The organism is Pelagibacterium sp., from assembly GCF_965249125.1.
Taxonomy (GTDB): domain Bacteria; phylum Pseudomonadota; class Alphaproteobacteria; order Rhizobiales; family Devosiaceae; genus Pelagibacterium.
Genome location: NZ_OZ252217.1, coordinates 2,829,471 through 2,850,129, shown reverse-complemented (window position 1 = coordinate 2,850,129; position 20,659 = coordinate 2,829,471). Strand labels below are relative to the sequence as shown.

Sequence of the window (20,659 nt, the reverse complement as noted above, 5' to 3'; positions counted from 1 at the left end):
GGGCATGCCCAGGGGCCTCCTTCTGAGCGAATTGCACATGAACCCGATCGACGGCGAAGAGGTCGGCTCCGGTGGTGTCGAGAATATCAACCCATCCAATCCGAGCGAAGTCTTGGGCGTCTATGCCCGCGCCACGGCCGAAGAAACCCAGCAGGCCGTTGCCGCCGCAAAGGCCGCTTTTCCGGCCTGGTCCTGCTCGGACATTCTCGAACGCCATTGCGGTTCTTTCCAAGTCCGTCCGGGGAATCCTGGCCCGCAAGGCGGGACTGGATGAACCGCTGAGCCGCGAAGAGGCCACGGCCCTGTCCTCGACCCGATCGGGGATGGAAACGGTTTTGCGGTTCGGACGCGACGAAACAAGGACGTAGATCAAGTCCGCGATTCGAAGAGAAGCGGATTTGATCTAGCACGGCCGCCAGTGCCAGCATTGAATAGGCGGCAAGAATCCAACCCTGGTGCTCGACGATGCCGATCTCAGGGTGGCCGCGGAAAGCGTGGCAAAGTCGGCTTTCTTCTCCACCGGTCAGCGCTTTAAGATGGCGTGCCACGGCGCCGTCTCTTGCGATGCGGCTTGAAAAAACGCGCCAAAGGCTGACAACGGAGCAAGAATGAGACGTATTGAGCTGGCCACGCAGACATGAACCTTGATCCACGTTTGTTACGCATTTTGCTTGCCGTAGCCCGCGAAGGCTCTTTTTCGCGCGCCGCAGCCTCCTTGAATATGACCCAGCCATCGGTCTCGATCGCAATATCTCAGCTCGAGGACCGGGTTGGGGAACAGGTTGTGACGCGGGAACGCCGGGGCGCTGCGCTAACGCTCGCCGGCGAAACGCTTGTGCGACATGCCCAATCCATCGAGAACGTACTCGCAACAGCCGGTCGGGAGCTTAGCCGGCAACGCGACAGGGTGGAAGGGCCATTAACGATTGGCGGTACCACCGGGGCCCTGTTCTCGATTGTGCCGCGCGTCACCGGCATGCTTCATGCCGAAGGGGTGGCGCTCGATCTATCCGTTATGGAGGCCAAGGACGAGGACCTTCCAGCTCTTTTGCGGCGCAGAATCGTCGAGCTTGTCCTTTGCGCCGGCTCGCCGCTTGGCACTCCGGCCGACATAGAGGAATTCGAAATTGCCCGTGAGCCCTTCGTCCTCGTGGCCGGCCCTACGACCGACCTGCCGGCTCAAGGGCTCACTGTCGAACAGGCTTCGGCATTCCCATGGGTGCTGCCGCTTGTCGAGGGGGCAACGCGGCGACATCTGGAAGCTGTCTTTATAGCGGCCGATGTGCCCCTGCCTCGCAACATCGTGCGTTGTGACATGCTCGCCACGATGAAGGAAGTGGTACGCCAAACCAGATGCGTTGCCCTGCTTCCCCTTCCCGTCGTCGAAGCCGAACTCGAATCCGGGCTCATGAGGACCGTTCCGCTGGCGGGCGGTCCGGCCCCGCGTCGGCTCGTTGGGCAAAAAATTATTGGGGAACCGGGCTCCCCGATGGCCCGGAGGTTTCTCGAAGTAGCCCTCCGGCTCGCCGACGGCCATAGGTAGAAACTATACGATTGCCAAATAGTATAATTTTACATTAGCTTCCATCAAGCCACTCTGGACCCGCAAACGCGCCACGCTAGCGAAGTGCTGACGGGAACTGGGTTCATGGAATTTGATTGGGATGTTGTCATCGTCGGCTGCGGGCCGGTCGGAGCCTATGCGGCCAACCAGCTCGGGCAGCACGGTCTGAGAACGCTTGTCGTCGATCGGGATGTCGTTCCCTACGATCTGCCGCGTGCTGTCCATATCGACCACGAGATGGTTCGCCTGCTGGCCGATGTCGGTCTGCGCGATGCCATGATGCCTCTGATGCGGGCGGGAGACGGGCACATCCATATCGGTGCCGATGGCGGGGTAATTCGATATCTGTCGGTTCGCGACGACAAGCCTCCCTTTGGCTATGCAAATGACTATTTCTTCTATCAGCCGGAACTGGAATCGGTACTGCGCGAGGGACTGGGCCGATATCCCCATGTTGCCCTACAAACCGGAAGGCATGTCGATGCCCTTGAACCGACAACCGAGGGTGTGACGGTTCGATTTGCCGACGGAAACTCAGCGCGGGCGAAATGGGTGCTCGGGTGCGATGGTGCCCGTTCAACGGTGCGCAAGGCCGCCGGCATCAAGCTCCGCGATATGGGCTTCGAGGAACCGTGGCTCGTGGTCGATGCCGAAGTCGATGGGCCGATCCATTTCCGACCCTTCTGGGGCGTACCCGAGGGCGCCAATCTGCAGAATCTTTCGCTGATGATGTGCGATCCCAACCGTCCCGCGACAATCGTTCCGGGGCGCGAACGTCACAGGCGCTGGGAGTTCATGCTCCTACCCCATGAGACCGAGGCGGAGATCACCCGACCGGAAAAGATTGTAGAGTTGCTGGCCCCTTGGGTGGGCGATGAGGGGCATCGGGTGATTCGTGCGGCCACCTATCGGTTTCACGGACTGGTCGCCGAGCACTGGCAATCGGGTCGGGTGTTCCTGCTCGGAGACAGCGCTCACCAGACACCTCCGTTTTTTGGTCAAGGCATGTGCCATGGGCTGCGTGACGCGGCCAATCTGGGCTGGAAGCTGGGCCTTGTCGCCAGAGGCGTTGCGGACGCCAAATTGCTCGACACCTATCAGGTCGAACGCGAACCGCAGGTTCGTCATGTCATCAACGCGGCCATCGATGCCGGGCGCTACATCTGTGAGCTCGATCCCGACAAGGCAGTGCAGCGCGATGCAACCCTGCGCAACCGCAAGAGCATTCGTTCTGCTGCAGAACTCATAGCGCCGATCAGCTCGAGGATCGTTATTGGAAAAGCCGGGCAGCGTTTCATCAATCCTCAGATTGAAGAGGGAAAGCTGCTCGATGATATCAGCGGCGGCGGCTGGACGCTCATTGCAACCAGTTCGATTGAACCCACGCGCGAGGCCGCAGCTGTAATGGAAAAGCTCAACGTCAGGCCCTTGGTTATTGGCGTGAACCTCAATGACCAATCAGGCCATTTGAAAGACTGGATGAAGAGCAACGACGCAGTTGCCGTTCTGGTCCGGCCCGATTTCTATGTCGCAACCGTGGCTGGTTCGCCGGCCGAACTTTCGGCCAGCTTGGTCGCGCTTGGTCAAGCCATGACTCTCGATCTTCCGGTCTCGCGATTCGCACAAATGAGTGAATAAGGACAGCCCATGCGCTACGTAAGCTTTATCGACAACGGCGTTCCCTGTTGGGGGCGGTTGGACGGCGAAACTATCACGGACCTTTCCGCGGTTGCTCCCGACCTCAAGACGGCTATCGCCAATGGGCTGCCGGGACCCGATGCAGGAGGGCGAACGCTCAGCCTTGGGGATGTGGAACTCGCGCCCGTTATTCCCAATCCTGGAAAGATCTTCTGCGTTGGCCACAATTACGAGTCCCATCGTGTCGAGACCAACCGCGCCAAGACCGACCATCCATCAATTTTTATCCGCTTTGCCGATACTCTCGTCGGTGCGAACGGCCCGATCGTGCGGCCGGCGGTGTCCTCCGATTTCGACTTTGAAGCCGAATTGGCCGTCGTCATCGGAAAAGGTGGCCGCGCGATCAGCGAGGATGATGCCATGGCTCACGTAGCAGGGATTTCGTGCTTCAACGATGTCTCGGTGAGGGACTGGCAGTGGCATTCGCGTCAATTCACGCCAGGCAAGAATTTTCCTGCGACCGGCCCGTTTGGCCCCGCACTGGTCACCCTCGACGAGATCGCCGATCTGGACGCCGTATCGGTGGAATCCTATTTGAACGGCGAATGCATGCAGAGCGCAACCCTCGATCATATGCTCTTCCCGATCTCCGTGGTCATTTCCTATATTTCCCAGTTTACCCCGCTGTCTCCCGGTGATGTGATTGCCACGGGAACCCCTGGCGGAGTGGGCGCCAAACGCAATCCACCCGTCTGGCTCAAACCCGGAGATGATATCGAGATCCGCGTCACCGGCGTCGGGAGCCTTTTTAATCGCGTTGTCGAGGAGGGTTAGCGGTCATGGCGGTCACTCCAAAATTCCCGATATCTGGGCTGCGGAGCGTTGAACTCGTGGTGCCCGACCTGGCGGCAGCTAGAGCGTTTTATACCGCTACCTGGGGGCTTCTTGAGGCCCATGAGGACAATCGGACCGTTTATCTGCGCGGTGTCGGCAGTGATCCCTATATTCTTTCACTCGTGGAGGGTGCCTCCGCCGCTGCCAGAAGCATGACCTTCCGGGCTCATCCGGCGACGGATCTGGACGAGCTCAGGCGCAGAATGAACAATGCGGGTGCGCAGACCGAGGAAGATATCGGCGAGTTCGACACCTATGGAGGCGGCGTCGGGTTTGCAGTGCGGGACCTGCGTGGCAGACGGATTGCCGTGGTGCAGAATGACGATCTGGCCGCTTCGGTCCCAAATGACTCGCATCGCCCAGTCCGCCTTGCTCATATCAACATCAACTGCTCCGACATTGACGCCGATATTGCGTTCTTTGAGAACGGCATGGGGTTCCAATTGACGGACCGCTCGAAAATCATGGGATTTTTGAGAACCAACGGTGACCATCACGCTGTAGTCCTGGCCCAAGATACCGTCGACACCCTAAATCATGTCTCGTTCCTGCACGAGACGACCGAGGATATGATGAGGGCGGGCGGAAAGATGCGCGATGCCGGCTATCCTATCGGCTGGGGTCCGGGTCGGCATGGGCCGGGAGACAATGTGTTTCTGTATTTCGTTGATCCGTTCGGCGTGGTTGTGGAACACACCGCTGAAGTGCTTCAGGTCGATGACAGCTACAAGTTTGGTGGACCTGAAGATTGGACATGGCCGGCCGGTCGGGTCGACCAGTGGGGCATTGCGCCGCCAAAAACCGATGAGTGCAAAAAAGCGCAGCGCAATATCGTCTTTGTTTAGCGCCGGGCCGGAACACACGCCTCTTTGCTTGCCATTGCCGACTGCCTTGCCGGTCAATCGGCATCGCTGGCGGTACCGGCGGCAGGATCGACGACCGGGTCGTCTATCTTGTCGGGACGGAAGGTCGATGCGGCATCGACAAGTTTGTCGATGAACCAGGCCAGGCCGGTATCGTTTTCTCTGGCCCTGTTGACCTGTGCAACCATGCGCAGATAGGGACCTCCGCTGCCCAATTCGAAAAATGCGAGGCGGAACCTCCTGCAGAACATTACAGCTTGGCTGTAAGGGATGATCGCAATGCGATCCGAGTCCTCGATCATGAAGGGCAATTGAGAAAACTGTTTGACGGTTAGACTGGCCTGGTCGATCAGTCTTGCCGTCATCTGGGGCGCAAAGCCGCCGCGCATCTTACGTGGAACGCCCATCAGGGCACCAATGATCCGAAACTGCCGCAACTGATCGTGCGTCATCCCTGAATGCACGGCGCCGTTGTTGCGATCGCACAAAACGACATAGCGGTCCGTGTAGAGTTCGATTGTAGGCTGATCGGGTGGCGCGAATTCGTAAGGCAGAACGTGAAGGTCGACATCGCCGGTTTCCAACGCGCTCCATTGGTCTTCCACGAGCGGGACAATATCGAGCCTGATCCTGGGCGCTTCGGCGAACACGGCATTCAATGCGCCAGATAATATGGTATCGGTCACGTGGTCTGATGTGCCGACGACGAACGTGCGGTCTGACGTGGCCGGTTCAAACGGACGAGCTGCAGTGAGCATCGCCCCTGCATCGGCAAGCAATGCTTTGATCGGTTCGGCCAGTCTCTCGGATAGGGCCGTGGGAACCATCCGGCTGCCGGACATCACAAACAAATCGTCTTTGAAGTAGTGACGCAGGCGCTGCAGCGCGTTGCTCACGGCGGGTTGGGTCAAATTCAGCTGGCGAGACGTGTAGGTCACGCTGCGATGGTCCATCATCGCCTGGAAAATCACCAACAGATTGAGGTCCAATCCCATAAACCGCATTTGCGATCCTTCCGTGGGAGAAGCTAAATAGATTTACGTGATACTGAACCATTCTCAAGAAAAATTTGTCAATAGCTTGGAGATCGCTCACTGTAGTCAGGCACGGAGCCGTCCAAAGAATGGCCCTGCACAGGAGGAGGTTCAACGATGACGCTAGCTGTCAGGCGCTTTGCCACTTTTGCGGTCGTGGGTATTGTTTGGGCGCTCGGCGTGCAATTTGGAAACATCTCACCTGCAGTGCTGCCCCAGATAACCGATGTCGCCTTTGCCGTCATTGAGTTGCTCGGGCGCGAGACCTTTTACCCCGCACTGTTCGCCACCGTTCGCGATGCCGCGATCGGGCTCGCCATCGCCAGCATTCTGGGTATCGTCGCGGGTGTCGTAATCGGCGCCACCCCACCTGTCGAGCGCTCGACACGGTTGATCATCGATTTCGGCCGCTCCTTTCCTCAGATCGCGCTTCTGCCGATCTTTCTGCTGATCCTGGGAGCAAACTCCCAGATGAAGATCACATTGATCGCCATAGGCTGCTTCTTTCCCATTCTGTTGCAGTCGATATACGGCGCGCGTCGGATGGACAGCACCCTGAGCGACACGGTGCGGGCATTCCGCATCCCATGGCGCCTGCGCTTTTTCCGCGTGATGCTGCCTTCCGCAAGTCCATTTATCCTGACCGGGTTCCGAATTGCCGTCGTGGTGTCAATTCTGGTTGCTGTGGCCGTGGAAATTACCAGCCCGGTCCAGGGTATCGGGCGCGAGCTTGCTTTGGCCAGGAACTATTATGAGACCGACATAGCCATCGCCTATGCAATCTATGCCGGAATTCTCGGAGTCCTGGTCAACGCGGCCGTTGACCAGCTCGAGAGGCGCATCCTCCGCTGGCATCTTTCAGACAAGGAGGCCTGAGGACGATGGCTCAGCAACTCAAAAAGCCCAATCCAGGGCTGTGGTCCCTGACTCGTCCGGCCCAACTGGTCAGCTATTTCTGGCTGCCGCTTGCCTTGATCGTGATCTGGTGGATTGTCTCTCTCGACAGCCAGTCCTTCTTTCTCCCCCCCTTGTCGGACATTGTCCGCACGCTACTGGATGACCTTCTCAACGGCGTGTTGCTGGGGGCCACCGCATTCAGCATGCGCAACGTCATGGCCGGTCTTATAATCGCGATCGTTCTGGGCATCGGGTTCGGCATCGCGATCGGCTACAATCCGGTGCTGCGGTCGGCGGTCTGGCCGTTGCTCGCCTTCCTGCGTGCAATACCGGGTGTGGCCATTATTCCGATCGTGCTGGTCGCATTCGGTGTCGGTGCGGGGCCGCAGATCTTTGTGATCTCACTCGGTTGCGTCTGGCCGATATTGCTCAACACCATCGATGGCATTCGCGGCATTCGCCCGTCCATAACCGATACCGCTCGCGCCTACAGACTGCCCCGCTCGCTCTTCATACGCCAGGTCTTGTTACCCGCAGCGACCCCCCAGATCATGGCTGGGATCAGGATTTCACTCGCGGTGAGCCTGACAATCATGGTCGTGAGTGAATTCAGCTCAGGCAATCAAGGCCTCGGTGTCTACATCTCGTCGGGCGCTCAAAGCTTCAATCCATCCCAGGTCTGGGCCGGGACGGTTTTCATTGGCCTGATCGGCTATCTGGCAAACGTGGCCTTCGTCCTGATCGAGCGGAAAATTCTGGCCTGGTATTTCGAGATTCCACGCAAGACCCGTCAAGAAAAACATGTCACTCGCCGGAGATGGAAATGAATGCGCAAAGCAATCTGAACGCGGCACCACCCATGGTCGTCGAGGACGTCAGCAAATCCTACGGACCGGTGGAGGTGCTGCGGGGGCTGACGCTACGCGTGGACCCTGGTGAGGTGTTGTGTATCGTTGGACCGTCCGGCGTGGGCAAGACGACATTGCTCCGTTGCCTGTCGGGGCTGATGCCGCCAACAGCGGGCCAGATACGCGTCGCGGACCAGGTTGTCACAGAGCCGCTGCAGGAAATCGGCCTGGTCTTTCAGGATTATCGCGGCTCCCTGATGCCGTGGATGACCACTCTCGAGAACGTGCTGTTACCCTTGCGCGGCAAGAAAATGGATATCGCCCAAGCGCGACAGCGTTCGCGGGAATGCCTTGCCGATGTGGGGCTCAGCGGTCACGAGGACAAATATCCCTGGGAGCTTTCGGGGGGCATGCAACAGCGCGTCGCCATCGCGCGCGCCCTGGCCTACGATTCTCACATTCTGCTCATGGACGAGCCATTCGGCTCGCTGGACGCGCAAACCCGATTTGATCTTGAGGACCTGGTTCTCGATCTGCGTCGCCGTCTGGGCATCAGTATCATCGTGGTTACCCATGACATTGATGAAGCGGTCTATCTGGCCGACCGGGTCGTCGTCCTGTCGGGCAAGCCAGCCACTGTGATCGATACCGTGCCCGTCGATCTGGGCCCGGTTCGCGATCAGGTGGCATCGAAAAGTCTGGCTGAGTTCAGCCGGCTGCGCGGACGGATACTCAACGAGATTCGCCGCAAACCTTGAAATTCCACGGATTCAGAAAAGGGAGAGAGTAAATGAATCTGCACAAATCTATCAAAACAGCGTTCATCGCTTCGGCACTGTCGATCGCCGGCGTCTGGACACCTGCGTTGGCGCAGGAGGGTGAGCCCCTGACTATTGCCTACGCGCCTGTCGGCTCGTTCGAGCCATTCTTCATTGCCGAGCGCATGGGATGGTTCGAAGAGGCCGGCCTTATTGTTGAACTCCAGGAAGGTTCGGCTCCGGACCAAAATATTGCGCGGCTGCTTTCGGGCGAGGTCGATATCGTTGGCACCGGGTCCACCCCTGTGGTGGCTGCTATCGCTAACGGTGTTCCCATTAAAATAACATTTGGAAACCAAACGCTCGAGCCGGTCGCTACCACCGGATTGATCACGCGCCAGGACGCTCCCTACCAGTCCATCGGCGATCTTGAGGGTCAAACCGTAGGCGTGCAGGGACTCCAGGGTACCGGGGCGTTCATGATCAAGCGCGCGCTGCGTGCGGCGGGCCTGTCGCCTGACGCGATCAACGTAACGCACATGCCCCCCGAGACCCATATCGACAACCTCAAGAACGCCAACGTCGAAGCGGCGGTGCCGTTTGCCATGTTCTTCGAGCAGGCCAAGACCGACCCCGCGCTGCGTTTGCTCGAGGAGCCTTACCAGTATGTGGAAGGGATGCCCGGCATTGTCTATGCGTCCAGCACCGCTGCACTGGCCGAACGCGGCGAAGATATCGCAACACTGATTGAAGTCCTCGAACGGGCATATGCCTATGCGGCCGAGAATCCCGACGAAGTGCGCGAACTCGACAAGGAACTCACCCGCTTTCCCGAAGACTATCTGGACACGCGAAATCTCGCAACGCCCAGCCTGGTGATCGATCGGGAGCAGCTCGAAGCGCTCGCTCAGGACATGGTCGAGTTCGGCTTTATCACCGAGGCGCCAAGCTATGACGATCTGATGTGGGATCAGGCACCGCGCTGAACAAATCGTTGGGCGGCGGGTGCCGCCCGACCTTCTTACGAGGGTAATGAAATGAGTGAAGATATGCCTGGATCAATCGTTGTGACCCTGCTCGGAACGGGGACGCCTCAGCCCGATATCGAGCGTTTCGGCTCCGCCACTCTGGTTCAGGCAGGTGGACTCAATCTCCTTTTTGATGCAGGGCGCGGAGCGTCCTTGCGATTGACTCAGGTCGGAACGCGGCTCGGCGCGATCGATGCCGTGTTTCTCACTCATTTCCACTCCGACCATACGGCCGGACTGGCCGATGTCTATTCTTCGGGCTACATCCCCGGCCCGTTCGGGAGGCGTGAGACCGCCTTGCCGATCTACGGACCGGAAGGCGTCGAGGAATTGACCGAGGGCCTGATGATGGCGTTCCGCGGGGATTTGCGGGAACGTGCGATCAAGGCCATTCCCGAACAATCCACTCGCCTCGTCCCCCACCAGATCGAGGAGGGAATTGTCTTTGAGGTCAACGGCGTCAAGGTCTCGGCCTTTGGAACCTTTCATCACGAATTCGCACAGACCTATGGCTACCGCATTGACTATGCAGGACGCTCGGTTGTGCTCTCGGGGGACACCGCTGCTGATCCGCGTGTCGCCGATGCGGCCGTTGGGTGCGATGTGCTGGTCCACGAAGTGGCAGCAATCCACGAGTCGATGGCGGACAATGATTTCTTCAAAAATGTCGTGATGAAGGGGCATACCAGCCCCGAAGAAGCCGCGGCCATATTCCAGAAAACGCGCCCCAAACTCGCGGTGTTCACTCATATCGTGCAATTGCCCGGCGGCCAGGTCGGTCCTTCGGTGGAGAGCATCCTGGAACGCGCGCGCGCCCATTTCGAGGGCGACATCATTGCGGGCACCGACCTCATGGTCCTCCGCCTTGGTGAAGACGGCGTTGAGGTGTCCCCTCGTGCTGCCGTTGCAAAAGCGTTGGCCTGAAGCGACTGACGAGCCGGGAGAGGCCTCATGACTTTCAAGACCATCAGCATCGGCACCAACGACAATGGACCGCTGTTGGCAAACCTCCACGTGCCAAGCGGCGAGGGGGCCTGGCCGCTTGTGGTCGGCGTGTCGGGTGGAGGCTGGGTTCAGGGCCATCGCAGCTCTCTGTCGGCCTGGGGCGACTGGTTTGCCAACCACGGCATCGCCTTTGCGAGCGTCGATTACCGCAGGGCCCAGGGGCGGGCGGTCTTTCCTGGCAACGCTGAAGATGTCGCCACTGCGTTGTGCCATTTTGCGACCAATGGCGACAAGCTCGGCATCGCGGCCGATCGGATTGCGGTCGTTGGGGTCTCGGCGGGCGCACACCTGAGCGCCCTTGCGATCTTGTCGGATCAGTTTGCCTTGCCGCCGGTCAGGGCGTTCGTGGGTGTTTATGGCGTCTATGATCTGATGGCGCACTGGCAGGCAGATGTCTGGCGCAATGCCGCCCCCGGGCACGACAAGACTGAAGCAATGCTCGGGTGCACGCCATTTGATGACCCGCTGCTGTTTCACAGAGCATCGCCATTGCGGCAGATCACCTATGACAAGGCGCTCCCCGCGCTTCTGATCTGGGGGCAGGCGGACCGCGAGGTCATGCCCGATGCTCAGTCGGCAGCCTTTGCGCGTGCACTGGTTCAGGCGCGGTTTCCCGTGCGGACGCTGGAGCTGCCCGATGCGGGACACCTCTGGTTTTCCGAGGAGGGCCCCGAGAGTGGAGGCAGTCATTCGGCGCGAGTGGCACCCGATCTGCTCAGATTCGTCCAGCGTCAGCTGGCACCGGCGGCTGAACAGGCATCCCGCACGAGCCAATAGAATGCCAAACGGCGCCTGCCAGGCGCCAGGATCACAAGAGGAGATGCGTTATGACACAAATGCTGAACGCCCAGATTCTGCGGGGCGGCGAAAGTCTGAGAACAAACCTGGTGGCGGGACAGGTCGTTCATACCCTGGCCACAACCGAAACAACGGCTGGCGGCTTTGGCGCCGTCGTGTTGGAGTCGACAATCGATCGCCAACCCATACCTTTGCATTACCACGAAAAGGAACACGACACCTGGTTGTGCACCCGCGGCAGACTCAGCGTCTGGAGCGGAGATGAGTGCCGGATACTCAATGATGGCGACTTCGCATATGTAAAGCCGGGAGACGTCCACTCCTACCAGTGCCTGTCACCGCGTACCCAGTTCTTTGGGGTCGTCGCGCCGGGCGGCTGGGAAGGTTTTTTCGACATGGCCGGGGAGCAGTGGGCGGGGCCTGGCTTGCCCGAGGCCGATCACCCGTTCGATTTTTCCCGAATGGGACCGGCGATGGGCCGTTTCGGCGTGAATCGCGTGGAGGGAGCCCAGTACGCCGCGCCTCGTAACGGTGACGCAACTGACCGCGCGTTGCCCGAGGGGCCGGCGTCGTATTTCCTGCAACAGGGATATGGCGACCGTGTGCGGGTGCAGGGCCATCTGTGCACGACGCTGCTGTCGCGGCACATCAGCGCCGATATGATCGAAATACGGACGGTTGAAGGAGCCCGAGGGGCAACCATGCCGCCCGTCCGTCACCGGCAGACTCATGTTTTCGCCTACCTGCTTGAGGGAGAGGTGACATTTGCCGTGGGGGATCGCAATGTCACCGTCCATGCCGGTGCCGCCATAAATATCCCGGCCGGGACCACCTACTCGACGAAGATCGTTTCGGGGAGCGGGCGCTGGGTGCTGACGTCCGCAAACGGAAATGGTCTGAGCTATCTGGACAAACTGGGAGAGGCTACACAGACCTTTACGCCAGCGCGTGAAGCCGGGAAACCGGTGACCGCTGGACAGCACGATCTTTCCGACATCGATGCTCGGATCGTCAGTTAGGGCGCCAATATAATCATCCCGGATGAGCACATGGTGCAGCAAGTCAATTTAGGTCAGGAGATACGATGTTACCCCCCTCTTCATTCACCACTCTGGGAACCGGCGGCGGACCCGGCCTCAGTCCAGTTCGGGCGCAGCCGGCCCATTTGCTGATGGCGGGCGAAATACCCGTGCTCATCGATTGCGGTGAGGGTGCCATGACGCAATTGCGGCGGGTAGGCGTCGAGTTCAGGACAGTCGATTACATCGTCCTGACCCACCATCACTTCGACCATATCGGCAGCCTGTTTGCCTGCATCGGTCTCAACATGATGGTGCACCGTCGGACGCCATTGACGATCTACGGCCCTCCGGGGACACAGCAAATAGTGCAAGGCCTGTTTGAGGCCTGCAGCGTTCCTCAGGAAACCGGGTTTGGCGCGACCGACAGGCAACTCCCCAAGCCCCAGGATTTCGTCTCCGTCCGTGAGTTCACGCCATCCGATACGATCGAGCTTCCCGGTCTCAGGATCACCAGTTGTGAAAACACCCATTACCGCCCCGAGCGCGAGGCTGGCCAACCGGGGCACCTTTCGCTCGCGCTCCGGTTCGATCTCGATGATCGCTCGGTTGTATTCACTGGCGATACCGGGACATGCGGCGCGGTCGAAGATCTGGCTCGAGACGTTGACCTTCTCGTGGGGGAAATGGTGGACGCGGAACTGGTGCTGGCGCGGGTGCGCAAGATGAACCCCGATGCGCCCCAGGAGCATGTCGACCGGATCGGCCAGCACATGTTTCAGCATCATCTGACCGCTGAGCAATTGGGCGAAATGGCCGAGCGTGCCGGCGCCAGAAAGCTGGTGGTGGTTCATTTCACGCCCGGATCCGTGCTTCCCGAGAATGCCGACGAGTATCTTGCCCGGGTGAAGACCCGCTATAGTGGAGAAGTGCACCTCGCCGATGATTTGAAGACCTATTAGGCTTCGATATCGGCGCTTCGACCGGCGTCAGCGCGCTGTTTTCAAGTCTGCCCTCCGATCTCGATCGGAGGGCGCTCGTTTAGAACAACTGTGATACTGGGCGCTGCGCAAATGCGCTCATTTCAAAGATTCCCATCGTGCCCATTTACCTCCCCATAGCCGAGCTCTCGGTGGACCTTTTCTTCCTCATCGGCATTGGTGCGGCGATCGGGTTTATTTCCGGGCTGTTCGGGGTGGGCGGGGGTTTCCTGCTCACGCCGCTATTGCTGTTTTCGGGCATTCCGGCCCCTGTGGCCGTCGCCTCGGTGACGGGCCAAGTTGTTGCCTCCTCGACCTCGGGCGCGCTGTCCTATCTGCGGCGCGGTGCAATCGACCTCAAGCTCGGGGCGTTCCTTGTGTTCGGGGGCATATTCGGCTCCTTTGTCGGCGTGTGGATCTTCGGAATGCTGCGGGCTGTCGGACAGCTCGATCTCTTCATCTCACTGGGCTATCTGATCTTTCTGGGCGCCATCGGCACCTTGATGATGACGGAGTCGATCCGCTCGATCCTCAAGTCGCGCAAGGCCGGCCCGCCACCGCCGAGGCGCCTTCCAGGCCAGCATTCCTGGGTGCAAGTGCTGCCTCTGAGGATGCGGTTCAAGAAGTCCAAGCTCTATATCTCGGTGATCCCGGTGATGATGATCGGGTTCTCGATTGGCATCATCGGCGCCCTTCTGGGGATTGGGGGCGGGTTCATCCTTGTGCCGGCACTGGTCTATATCCTGCGCGTGCCCGGTTCGGTGGTCATCGGAACCTCGCTTCTGCATCTGCTGGCGGTGATGGCCATGACCTGCATGCTGCACGCCATCCAGACCCAGTCGGTCGATATATTGCTGGCGTTCTGTCTGATGGTGGGCTCGGTCGCCGGGGCTCAGTTCGGCGCCTCGGCGGGCCAGCATTTGAAGGGCGATCAGTTGCGCGCGCTGCTGGCGCTGATCGTTCTGGGAGTTGCGCTGCGTTTCGCGCTCACCCTTTTCATCGCGCCTGCCGATCCGTTCTCGATAAGCGTCGTCGGTTTTGGGGAGACACTGTGAGGAAGAGTCTTCTCGCGCTGCTCGTGGCCATTGTCGTCGCTCTCCTAACCCAGGGCCCCGCAAGGGGGCAGGGAGTGGTGTTTGCCAATTCCGATCCTGTGGTAACCATCCATTCCACCTTCGCGGGTCAGACAATCACGTTGTTTGGCAACATCGAGCCTGGCCGGGGCGATGTGCCGGAAATGGGCCCCTATGAGGCGGTGATCCTCGTGCGCGGGCCGGCAACTGATCTGATCGTGCGCGAAAAGGAGCGCCAGTTCGGCATTATGCTCAATGCCGATCAGGCGGTGTATCGCAGGCTGCCCGGCTATTATGCCGTCCTCTCGAGCCGCCCTGTTCGCGATGCGGCGAGCGATGCGACGCGTCAAGATCCGCTGCTCTCGCTCCGAAGACTGGCGGAGATTTCGCGCGTTGAGGGAAGCAGCGCGTTCGACCCCGAACTCATGCGGCTCATGACGCAATCGAACTCGTTCCTCACCGCCGACCGTGGCGTCAACTTTCTCTCTCCTACAACCTTCTCGGCGCGCATCCATTTACCCTCAAGCGTTCCCAACGGCCCCTTCGTCGCGCGTGTGCTGGTGCTCGCCAACGGGGAGATCGTGGGATCGAGCACGACGGGCTTTTTGGTAAGAACGGAAGGTTTCGAGCGGTTCGTTGCCCGCACGGCCTCGAGCCAGCCGCTGATCTATGGATTGGCAGCGGTCATTATTGCCATAGCGACCGGCTGGATGGGTGGCGTGCTGTTCCGGCGGTAGGGCTGCCCGACCCGGCTCACATATTATGTCCGGTCAACCAGCCAATGTCTTAGAGCATTTCAGCGCTTCTTCGAATCGCTTCAATTGCTCTAAGTCCTTGTTTTGTCGCGCTTCCGAACCGGATAAGTGGTGCCCACTTATCCTGGAAGCGCTCTAGCTTGAGCCGCTTGATGATCGCAGCTTATCGATAACTCAAGCCCGAAAACGGACTGATACGTTCTCGGCACGGGCTGGTATGCAGAAGACGCTGCGCGCGTTCAGGCGGGCATTCTTGTGGATGTTCATTCGGACCCTCCGATGAGTGCTGAAGCGTGGTAACTCCAGTCTCCCCGGTTCGGTCCGAATGGACAACCTGCTGAAGGCTCACACCTAGCCACGGGCCATCACTCTTCACGGAATGCCCTTGCGATCTGATCGGTGAACGGCTTCATAAAATAGGCGATGGCGGTCTGCTGCTCGGTTTCGACGAAAACCTCAACGGGCATGCCTGGCACAAGTTGTTCCGGGCGTTCCCCATCCTGAACCCCCACCTGGGCAAGATAGAAGCGCTCGCCCGTCTGTGTATCCTGTTGGGAGGCGGCGGAAACACGGAGAATTTCTCCTGGCACCTCAGGGGTAGTGCGCTGATTGAAGGCAACGAAACGAAGATTTGCCGCCTGGCCCACATGCACCTGGTCGATATCGTTGACCGCCACGCGAAATTCGACCACGAGATCGACCCCTTCAGGCACTATCGTCACCAGCTCCTCGGCTGGCGATATGACGCCACCTATAGTGCTAACGTTGAGTTCGTTGACTATACCGGCAACCGGCGCAACAATTTCAGTACGGGCATAGCGGGCCACCGCAGCGCTCAAGCGCTCTTCGACTTCAGCGATCTGAGCGTCCACCAAGCCCAAATTCCGCTGAGCCTCCGTTTGCCTTGTGCCTTCAAGCTCAAGGATTTGCAACTCCACATCCGATATTCTGACCTGCGCCCGGGCAATGCTGGTATCAAGATCTCCCATCTGTCCCTGAAGGCGAATGACGTCGCGTTCGGCGGTCGCTACCCGCGACGTTTCGATCAGGTTGTTTCCAGCGAGTTGCCGGAATCGCTCAAGTTCGACCTGCGCAAGTTCGAACTCTGAAACGATCGCTGTCCGTTGGAAGCGGAGACCATGAATTTCCTGATCCAACTGATCGACCTGGAGCAGCAATTGGTTGTGCTGTGACCGATGACGGGACAGATCGCCAGCGAAGAGCTGTCGCTCACCTATGATGATCGCTGAGGCATTGGGGTGACTCACCGAAAACCCTTCAGGAAACTCGACGGTGCTCAACCCGTCTACTTCGGCCATCAGTCTTGCACGCCGGGCGAAAAGCTCGATCAGCTGACCCTCGAGAATGGCTTTTTCGGCGCGTATCTCGGCATCTTCAAGTCGCAACAGCACTTCACCCGCGATCACGCGGTCGCCTTCGCGCACCAGAATGTCCCGCAGGACCCCACCATCCGGATGCTGTACGATCTTGATGTCGTCATCCACCAGTACGCTTCCCACCCCGATGACCGCGCCGGAGAGCTTTGCGGTGGCTGCCCAGCTGCCGACACCGCCCAATAAAAGAACAGCGAACAGTACGCCCCATATCACCCGCCCCCTGAGCGAAAACTGCCTGTCGATCGAACGGGTGCCGTTGAGCGGAAGGTCGGCCTGATAGGCGAGACTGGACATTTTTCTTCCCTTTTACACAGGACTCAAACGAGGACCGGGTCGTTGGTCCAGGCGAGCAGGACATCACGAATGTTGATGGTTACGTCAAACAGATCGTCACTATTGAAATCGGCGCGGATAATGGTCTGATCGATGCCATCATGGCTGGCATGGGTAACAAGGATAGGAATGTCGGCTCGCAGCCAGTCATCGTCATCGTCCCCGTAAATCGAGCGAAACAGGTCGCGCTCTGCGGCGCGGGCCTCGCGGCTGATGTCGTAATCGCGTACACGGATACGGTCGCCGACCACGAAATCGAGAATGTCGTGAACGACGTCCTCGCTGAGGGTAGGATCGTCGTCCATGACCTCGAAGACGAAGAGATCGCGGCCGCGCCCTCCCGAGATAACGCGTGCCGAGGCGCCGATCACAAAAAGATCGTCTCCCTCACCGCCACTGACCTGTTCGAAACCGGTAAATGAATCCTCACCGGTCTGTGCGCCGCTCACTTCACCGTTTCTATCGTCTATGATCAGATCATCGTCGGTCCCGGCATAGCTGAGGATGTCAAAGCCGCCGCCGCCGTCGTAAACGTCATTGCCGCCGCCTCCCAGGACGACATCACCACCAGCACCGCCCTCGGCGATATCGTCCCCCGCTCCACCGCTCAGAACGTCATTGCCATCGCCACCCGAGAGGACGTCGCGTCCTGAGCCTCCATCAAGCGTGTCGTCGCCGGCGTCACCGGACAGGTCATCGTCGCCTTCGGCGCCAATGATCACGTCGTCACCAGAGCCGCCAAGAAGCGTGTCATCGCCGGTGCCGCCGTCGAGGATATCGTCGCCGTCTCCACCCTCGATCCAGTCATCACCCGCCTCGCCGAAGAGGGTGTCGTGGTCCGTCTCCCCAAACATCCGATCGTGGCCCTTACCACCATGGATGATGTCATTGCCACTACCGCCGAAGATGACATCGCTTCCCTCGCCGCCGTGCAGAACGTCATTGCCGGCATCACCGAAAAGATGATCGTCGCCCTGCCGACCCATAATAAGATCGTTGCCGGCCAGGCCGTTTACGATATCATCGCCCGCGCGGGCATCGATGTCGTCGTCGTAGGCGGTCCCCAGGAACAGGTCGTCGCCCGGGGTGAGCACAGCAACGTTTCGCACGATGTTGAAATGAGCCGTTTGCCAGACCTCCGCATGCCCGTCGCTCACCTGATAGGCCAGACTGACCGCACCGAGCATTCCGCTTTCGCTCTGGGCGACCAAGCCTTCTGAGGTTGCTGACAGGCCAAGGCCAGCGCCGACCGCGGTTACATTGGTGACAGAGAGCGTATCGCCATCGGGATCGTGCGACCCGGCAAGCAGATAGGCGAGCCCGATCAGCGCGGTCTGTCCCGCAATGATGTCGTTGAGCCGGACGGGCCCGGAAACCACAGGCGCGCGGTTGGGCCGACCGCCATCATCGTCATCATTGTCGACGTCGTCACCTCCATCGCTATTTCCCGGTTCCTGTGGGCTGGAATCACCACTGTCCTGATCACCCCCGGAAGCAGGTTGCGGGGCGTGTGGGATTAAGGCGGGAGTGGAGGAGCGCGGCAGATTGTCATTTGAAAGTTCGACGCCAATCGCGCCCGGAAACAGGTTGACCGGCTGCAAGTTGGACAGAGGACGCGTAAAATGCAGAGACGGTGCCGGATCGGAAACCAGGATCGCCGGCGACCAGTCAATATCGCTTTCGCTTTCGTACTGGCCGAGGTCGAGCGCCATGCTTTTGCTTTCGCGTCCGGTCTCTTCAGACTGGCGCTCGCGCGTTGCGGTACTTGAGGTACCTGCCGATGGTGCCTTTTCGTCCGGCCGGCCTTCGCCACGATCCTGCTGACTGGAAGGCACCGGCCCCTGAGGGGTCAGCAAGTGGCGGAAATAGACAGCGAAGGCTATGATCACGAGCCCGATATGGACGGGCAATGCCGTCGTCCTCTCGCGCGAAAAGAACTCAAATCTTTTGCGCGGCTCTTCGTTGGGCTTGGGCTGTTTGTTGGCTTTGACGTCGATCGACATGGTCAGCCCGCCCTTCGTTGGGTCGGGCCCGCGGCAACCTGATCGGGGTTTGCCGGCCCGCTGGCCACGCTGCGCATACCGCCAAGCACCGTGTCCTTGGGACCAAAGCTGGTGAGTTTGCCGTTCTGGATAACCGCCACCATGTCCACCTCGGCAAGAACGGAAGGTCGATGCGCCACAACAATTACGATGGCACCGCGCTCGCGCACGCGCACGATTGCTTCGTTGAGCGCGGCCTCGCCTTCAGCATCGAGAAATGCGTTGGGCTCGTCGAGCACGACAATGAAGGGCTGGCTGTAGAGGGCCCGCGCAAGGCCGATCCGCTGACGCTGGCCGGCCGAAAGCGCCGTTCCCATCGGACCGAGCTGGGTATCATATCCGTTGGGTAGCCTTACGATGAGATCGTGTGCCCCGGCCTCCTTGGCCGCCGCAACGGCTTTTTCTCCATTCCGCTCCGGCGCAAAGCGCGAGATGTTTTCAATCACCGAGCCGTCAAGAAGCGAAACTTCCTGGGGCAGATAGCCGAAATGCTGGCCCAGCTTTTCGTCGTCCCATTGTTCCAGTTCCGCTCCATCGATCCGGACCGAGCCACGCAACGTTGGCCAGATGCCGGTAATGGCTTTTATCAGCGTCGTCTTGCCGCCACCGCTGGGCCCAATGACGCCAAGTGCCTGCCCGGCCTTCACGTGAAGGCTCACCTCGGAAAGCAGAACCTGGCCCGTGCCGGGCGAGGCAACAGTGAGCTTTTCCACCGATATCGATTGCGAAGGCGCGGGTAAATCCACCGGTTGGGGACCGTTTTCGAGTGCCACCATTGTGTCGCGCAGGCGATTGAATGCCTGTCGGGCTGCGACCACGCCTTTCCAGTTGCCAATCGCCATGTCTATTGGCGCCAATGCGCGCCCCGATGCAACCGAAACGGCGATGATAGCGCCGGCAGACATCTGACCTTGTATGGTAAAATAGGCCCCCATGCCGAGAAGCGACGACTGCAGCAGCATCCGCAGCACGCGCGAAAAGGCGCTGAACGTGCCCACAATATCATTGGTGCGGGTCTGGAGAACCAGATGCTCGTCATTGGCATGGTTGAAACGCCCCACCACGCTGCCGGCAAAGCCCATGGCCCTGATGACGTCGGCGTTGCGGGCATTTGAATCGGCAATGGCGTTGCGCACAAGACCCGCTTGTTGCGCGGACCTGGCCAGCTTTCTCGACTTGAGCTCGGTAATCACCGTGAGTAGCGTCAGCACCACGATCCCGCCCAAAGTGATCGCACCCAGGACCGGATGAAGGAAATAGACGAACAGCAGATAGAGCGGCACCCAAGGCAGATCGAAGAGCGCGCCCGGCCCCTGTGACCCCAGAAAATTGCGTACGGTGTCGACATCCCGCCCGCGCTCGAGGGCTTCGGACGGGGAGAAACCGAACCGGGGCATGTCGACACTCACCCGATGGGCTATGGGCGCAAGGATTTTGTCGAACCGGGCCCCGACCCGTACAAGAAGTTGCCCGCGGATCGTGTCGAACAGTCCCTGAAAAGCGTACAGCCCGACCGCAAGAACCGAAAGGGCGGCCAGAGTGGGAATCGAGCCGCTCGTCAGCGCCCGATCGTAGATCTGGAGCATGTAGAATGAACCGGTTAGCGCCAGCACGTTGATGATGCCCGAAATCCAGAACAGGAAGACACCGATCCCCTTGAACTTGTGTCTGAGAAACTCATCCCGGCGGTGCTCTGCAAGTTTGTCGGAAGCGTTTGCGGTAGGCATCGGATC

At 59.6% G+C, this 20,659-nt stretch carries 19 protein-coding genes and 1 pseudogene; 16 read left to right on the top strand and 4 right to left on the bottom strand.

The features are described 5' to 3' along the window. Window positions 1-4: 4 nt before the first annotated feature. The 6 genes and pseudogenes from ACP148_RS13810 to ACP148_RS13785 form a co-directional block, all read left to right on the top strand. A pseudogene (locus tag ACP148_RS13810) lies at window positions 5-305 on the top strand (aldehyde dehydrogenase family protein); the annotation flags it as partial. Window positions 306-431: 126 nt separating this feature from the next. Beyond that, entirely contained in the window at window positions 432-575 is a 144-nt protein-coding gene (locus ACP148_RS13805; protein ID WP_421953283.1) for an aldehyde dehydrogenase family protein, read from the top strand. Between the two features lie 62 nt (window positions 576-637). After that, window positions 638-1,543: a LysR family transcriptional regulator gene (locus tag ACP148_RS13800; protein WP_421953263.1), complete on the top strand. Its 906-nt coding sequence runs from the start codon at window positions 638-640 to the stop codon at window positions 1,541-1,543. A gap of 105 nt (window positions 1,544-1,648) precedes the next feature. Next, window positions 1,649-3,202, top strand: coding sequence for a bifunctional 3-(3-hydroxy-phenyl)propionate/3-hydroxycinnamic acid hydroxylase (locus tag ACP148_RS13795; protein WP_421953262.1), 1,554 nt, complete (start codon window positions 1,649-1,651; stop codon window positions 3,200-3,202). Window positions 3,203-3,211: 9 nt separating this feature from the next. Then, window positions 3,212-4,036, top strand: a complete 825-nt coding sequence (locus tag ACP148_RS13790; protein WP_425033540.1) for a fumarylacetoacetate hydrolase family protein — start codon at window positions 3,212-3,214, stop codon at window positions 4,034-4,036. A gap of 5 nt (window positions 4,037-4,041) precedes the next feature. After that, window positions 4,042-4,941, top strand: coding sequence for a VOC family protein (locus ACP148_RS13785; protein WP_421953260.1), 900 nt, complete (start codon window positions 4,042-4,044; stop codon window positions 4,939-4,941). Between the two features lie 53 nt (window positions 4,942-4,994). On the opposite strand, the gene ACP148_RS13780 is transcribed toward ACP148_RS13785, so the two are convergent. Further along, the gene (locus ACP148_RS13780; RefSeq protein WP_421953259.1) at window positions 4,995-5,948 is read right to left on the bottom strand and encodes a LysR family transcriptional regulator; all 954 of its coding nucleotides are present in this window, start codon (window positions 5,946-5,948) and stop codon (window positions 4,995-4,997) included. Between the two features lie 162 nt (window positions 5,949-6,110). On the opposite strand from ACP148_RS13780, the gene ACP148_RS13775 reads away from it, so the two are divergent. The 10 genes from ACP148_RS13775 to ACP148_RS13730 all read left to right on the top strand — a co-directional run bounded on the left by ACP148_RS13775 (window position 6,111) and on the right by ACP148_RS13730 (window position 15,136). Beyond that, window positions 6,111-6,869 carry an ABC transporter permease gene (locus ACP148_RS13775; RefSeq protein ID WP_421953258.1) on the top strand — a complete coding sequence of 253 codons (759 nt, stop codon included), beginning with the start codon at window positions 6,111-6,113 and terminating at the stop codon, window positions 6,867-6,869. A 5-nt stretch (window positions 6,870-6,874) separates the two neighbouring features. After that, window positions 6,875-7,717, top strand: coding sequence for an ABC transporter permease (locus ACP148_RS13770; RefSeq protein ID WP_421953257.1), 843 nt, complete (start codon window positions 6,875-6,877; stop codon window positions 7,715-7,717). Continuing rightward, entirely contained in the window at window positions 7,714-8,496 is a 783-nt protein-coding gene (locus ACP148_RS13765) for an ABC transporter ATP-binding protein (RefSeq protein WP_421953256.1), read from the top strand. The genes ACP148_RS13770 and ACP148_RS13765 overlap by 4 nt, the downstream gene beginning before the upstream one ends. Before the next feature lie 32 nt (window positions 8,497-8,528). After that, a complete protein-coding gene (locus ACP148_RS13760; protein WP_421953255.1) occupies window positions 8,529-9,482 on the top strand; it encodes an ABC transporter substrate-binding protein in 954 nt (317 codons plus the stop codon). 63 nt (window positions 9,483-9,545) lie between these two features. Further along, complete coding sequence (locus tag ACP148_RS13755; protein WP_421953254.1) at window positions 9,546-10,448, top strand: MBL fold metallo-hydrolase; 903 nt, start codon at window positions 9,546-9,548, stop codon at window positions 10,446-10,448. Window positions 10,449-10,475: 27 nt separating this feature from the next. Further along, window positions 10,476-11,306, top strand: coding sequence for an alpha/beta hydrolase (locus tag ACP148_RS13750; RefSeq protein WP_421953253.1), 831 nt, complete (start codon window positions 10,476-10,478; stop codon window positions 11,304-11,306). Between the two features lie 50 nt (window positions 11,307-11,356). Beyond that, window positions 11,357-12,346 (top strand): cupin domain-containing protein, encoded by a 990-nt coding sequence (locus ACP148_RS13745; RefSeq protein ID WP_421953252.1) that lies wholly within the window; start codon window positions 11,357-11,359, stop codon window positions 12,344-12,346. 65 nt (window positions 12,347-12,411) lie between these two features. Next, on the top strand, window positions 12,412-13,308 hold the full coding sequence (locus ACP148_RS13740) for an MBL fold metallo-hydrolase (RefSeq protein ID WP_421953251.1): 897 nt from the start codon (window positions 12,412-12,414) through the stop codon (window positions 13,306-13,308). A gap of 137 nt (window positions 13,309-13,445) precedes the next feature. Continuing rightward, window positions 13,446-14,381 carry a sulfite exporter TauE/SafE family protein gene (locus ACP148_RS13735; RefSeq protein WP_421953250.1) on the top strand — a complete coding sequence of 312 codons (936 nt, stop codon included), beginning with the start codon at window positions 13,446-13,448 and terminating at the stop codon, window positions 14,379-14,381. Beyond that, window positions 14,378-15,136 carry a TIGR02186 family protein gene (locus tag ACP148_RS13730; RefSeq protein WP_421953249.1) on the top strand — a complete coding sequence of 253 codons (759 nt, stop codon included), beginning with the start codon at window positions 14,378-14,380 and terminating at the stop codon, window positions 15,134-15,136. The genes ACP148_RS13735 and ACP148_RS13730 overlap by 4 nt, the downstream gene beginning before the upstream one ends. A 383-nt stretch (window positions 15,137-15,519) precedes the next feature. Here ACP148_RS13730 and ACP148_RS13725 read toward each other — a convergent pair whose 3' ends face one another. The 3 genes from ACP148_RS13725 to ACP148_RS13715 are packed head-to-tail and all read right to left on the bottom strand — an operon-like array spanning window position 15,520 to window position 20,653. Continuing rightward, window positions 15,520-16,845 (bottom strand): HlyD family type I secretion periplasmic adaptor subunit, encoded by a 1,326-nt coding sequence (locus ACP148_RS13725; protein WP_421953248.1) that lies wholly within the window; start codon window positions 16,843-16,845, stop codon window positions 15,520-15,522. Between the two features lie 23 nt (window positions 16,846-16,868). After that, a complete protein-coding gene (locus ACP148_RS13720; protein ID WP_421953247.1) occupies window positions 16,869-18,887 on the bottom strand; it encodes a calcium-binding protein in 2,019 nt (672 codons plus the stop codon). A gap of 2 nt (window positions 18,888-18,889) precedes the next feature. Continuing rightward, window positions 18,890-20,653, bottom strand: coding sequence for a type I secretion system permease/ATPase (locus ACP148_RS13715; RefSeq protein ID WP_421953246.1), 1,764 nt, complete (start codon window positions 20,651-20,653; stop codon window positions 18,890-18,892). Window positions 20,654-20,659 lie beyond the last annotated feature (6 nt).

Excerpts from the sequence above, each read along its gene's own strand:
- ACP148_RS13800 (WP_421953263.1), top strand. The coding sequence starts at position 638 with ATGAACCTTGATCCACGTTTGTTACGCATTTTGCTTGCCGTAGCCCGC.
- ACP148_RS13795 (WP_421953262.1), top strand. The coding sequence starts at position 1,649 with ATGGAATTTGATTGGGATGTTGTCATCGTCGGCTGCGGGCCGGTCGGA.
- ACP148_RS13790 (WP_425033540.1), top strand. The coding sequence starts at position 3,212 with ATGCGCTACGTAAGCTTTATCGACAACGGCGTTCCCTGTTGGGGGCGG.
- ACP148_RS13785 (WP_421953260.1), top strand. The coding sequence starts at position 4,042 with ATGGCGGTCACTCCAAAATTCCCGATATCTGGGCTGCGGAGCGTTGAA.
- ACP148_RS13775 (WP_421953258.1), top strand. The coding sequence starts at position 6,111 with ATGACGCTAGCTGTCAGGCGCTTTGCCACTTTTGCGGTCGTGGGTATT.
- ACP148_RS13770 (WP_421953257.1), top strand. The coding sequence starts at position 6,875 with ATGGCTCAGCAACTCAAAAAGCCCAATCCAGGGCTGTGGTCCCTGACT.
- ACP148_RS13765 (WP_421953256.1), top strand. The coding sequence starts at position 7,714 with ATGAATGCGCAAAGCAATCTGAACGCGGCACCACCCATGGTCGTCGAG.
- ACP148_RS13760 (WP_421953255.1), top strand. The coding sequence starts at position 8,529 with ATGAATCTGCACAAATCTATCAAAACAGCGTTCATCGCTTCGGCACTG.
- ACP148_RS13755 (WP_421953254.1), top strand. The coding sequence starts at position 9,546 with ATGCCTGGATCAATCGTTGTGACCCTGCTCGGAACGGGGACGCCTCAG.
- ACP148_RS13750 (WP_421953253.1), top strand. The coding sequence starts at position 10,476 with ATGACTTTCAAGACCATCAGCATCGGCACCAACGACAATGGACCGCTG.
- ACP148_RS13745 (WP_421953252.1), top strand. The coding sequence starts at position 11,357 with ATGACACAAATGCTGAACGCCCAGATTCTGCGGGGCGGCGAAAGTCTG.
- ACP148_RS13740 (WP_421953251.1), top strand. The coding sequence starts at position 12,412 with ATGTTACCCCCCTCTTCATTCACCACTCTGGGAACCGGCGGCGGACCC.
- ACP148_RS13725 (WP_421953248.1), bottom strand. The coding sequence starts at position 16,845 with ATGTCCAGTCTCGCCTATCAGGCCGACCTTCCGCTCAACGGCACCCGT.
- ACP148_RS13720 (WP_421953247.1), bottom strand. The coding sequence starts at position 18,887 with ATGTCGATCGACGTCAAAGCCAACAAACAGCCCAAGCCCAACGAAGAG.
- ACP148_RS13715 (WP_421953246.1), bottom strand. The coding sequence starts at position 20,653 with ATGCCTACCGCAAACGCTTCCGACAAACTTGCAGAGCACCGCCGGGAT.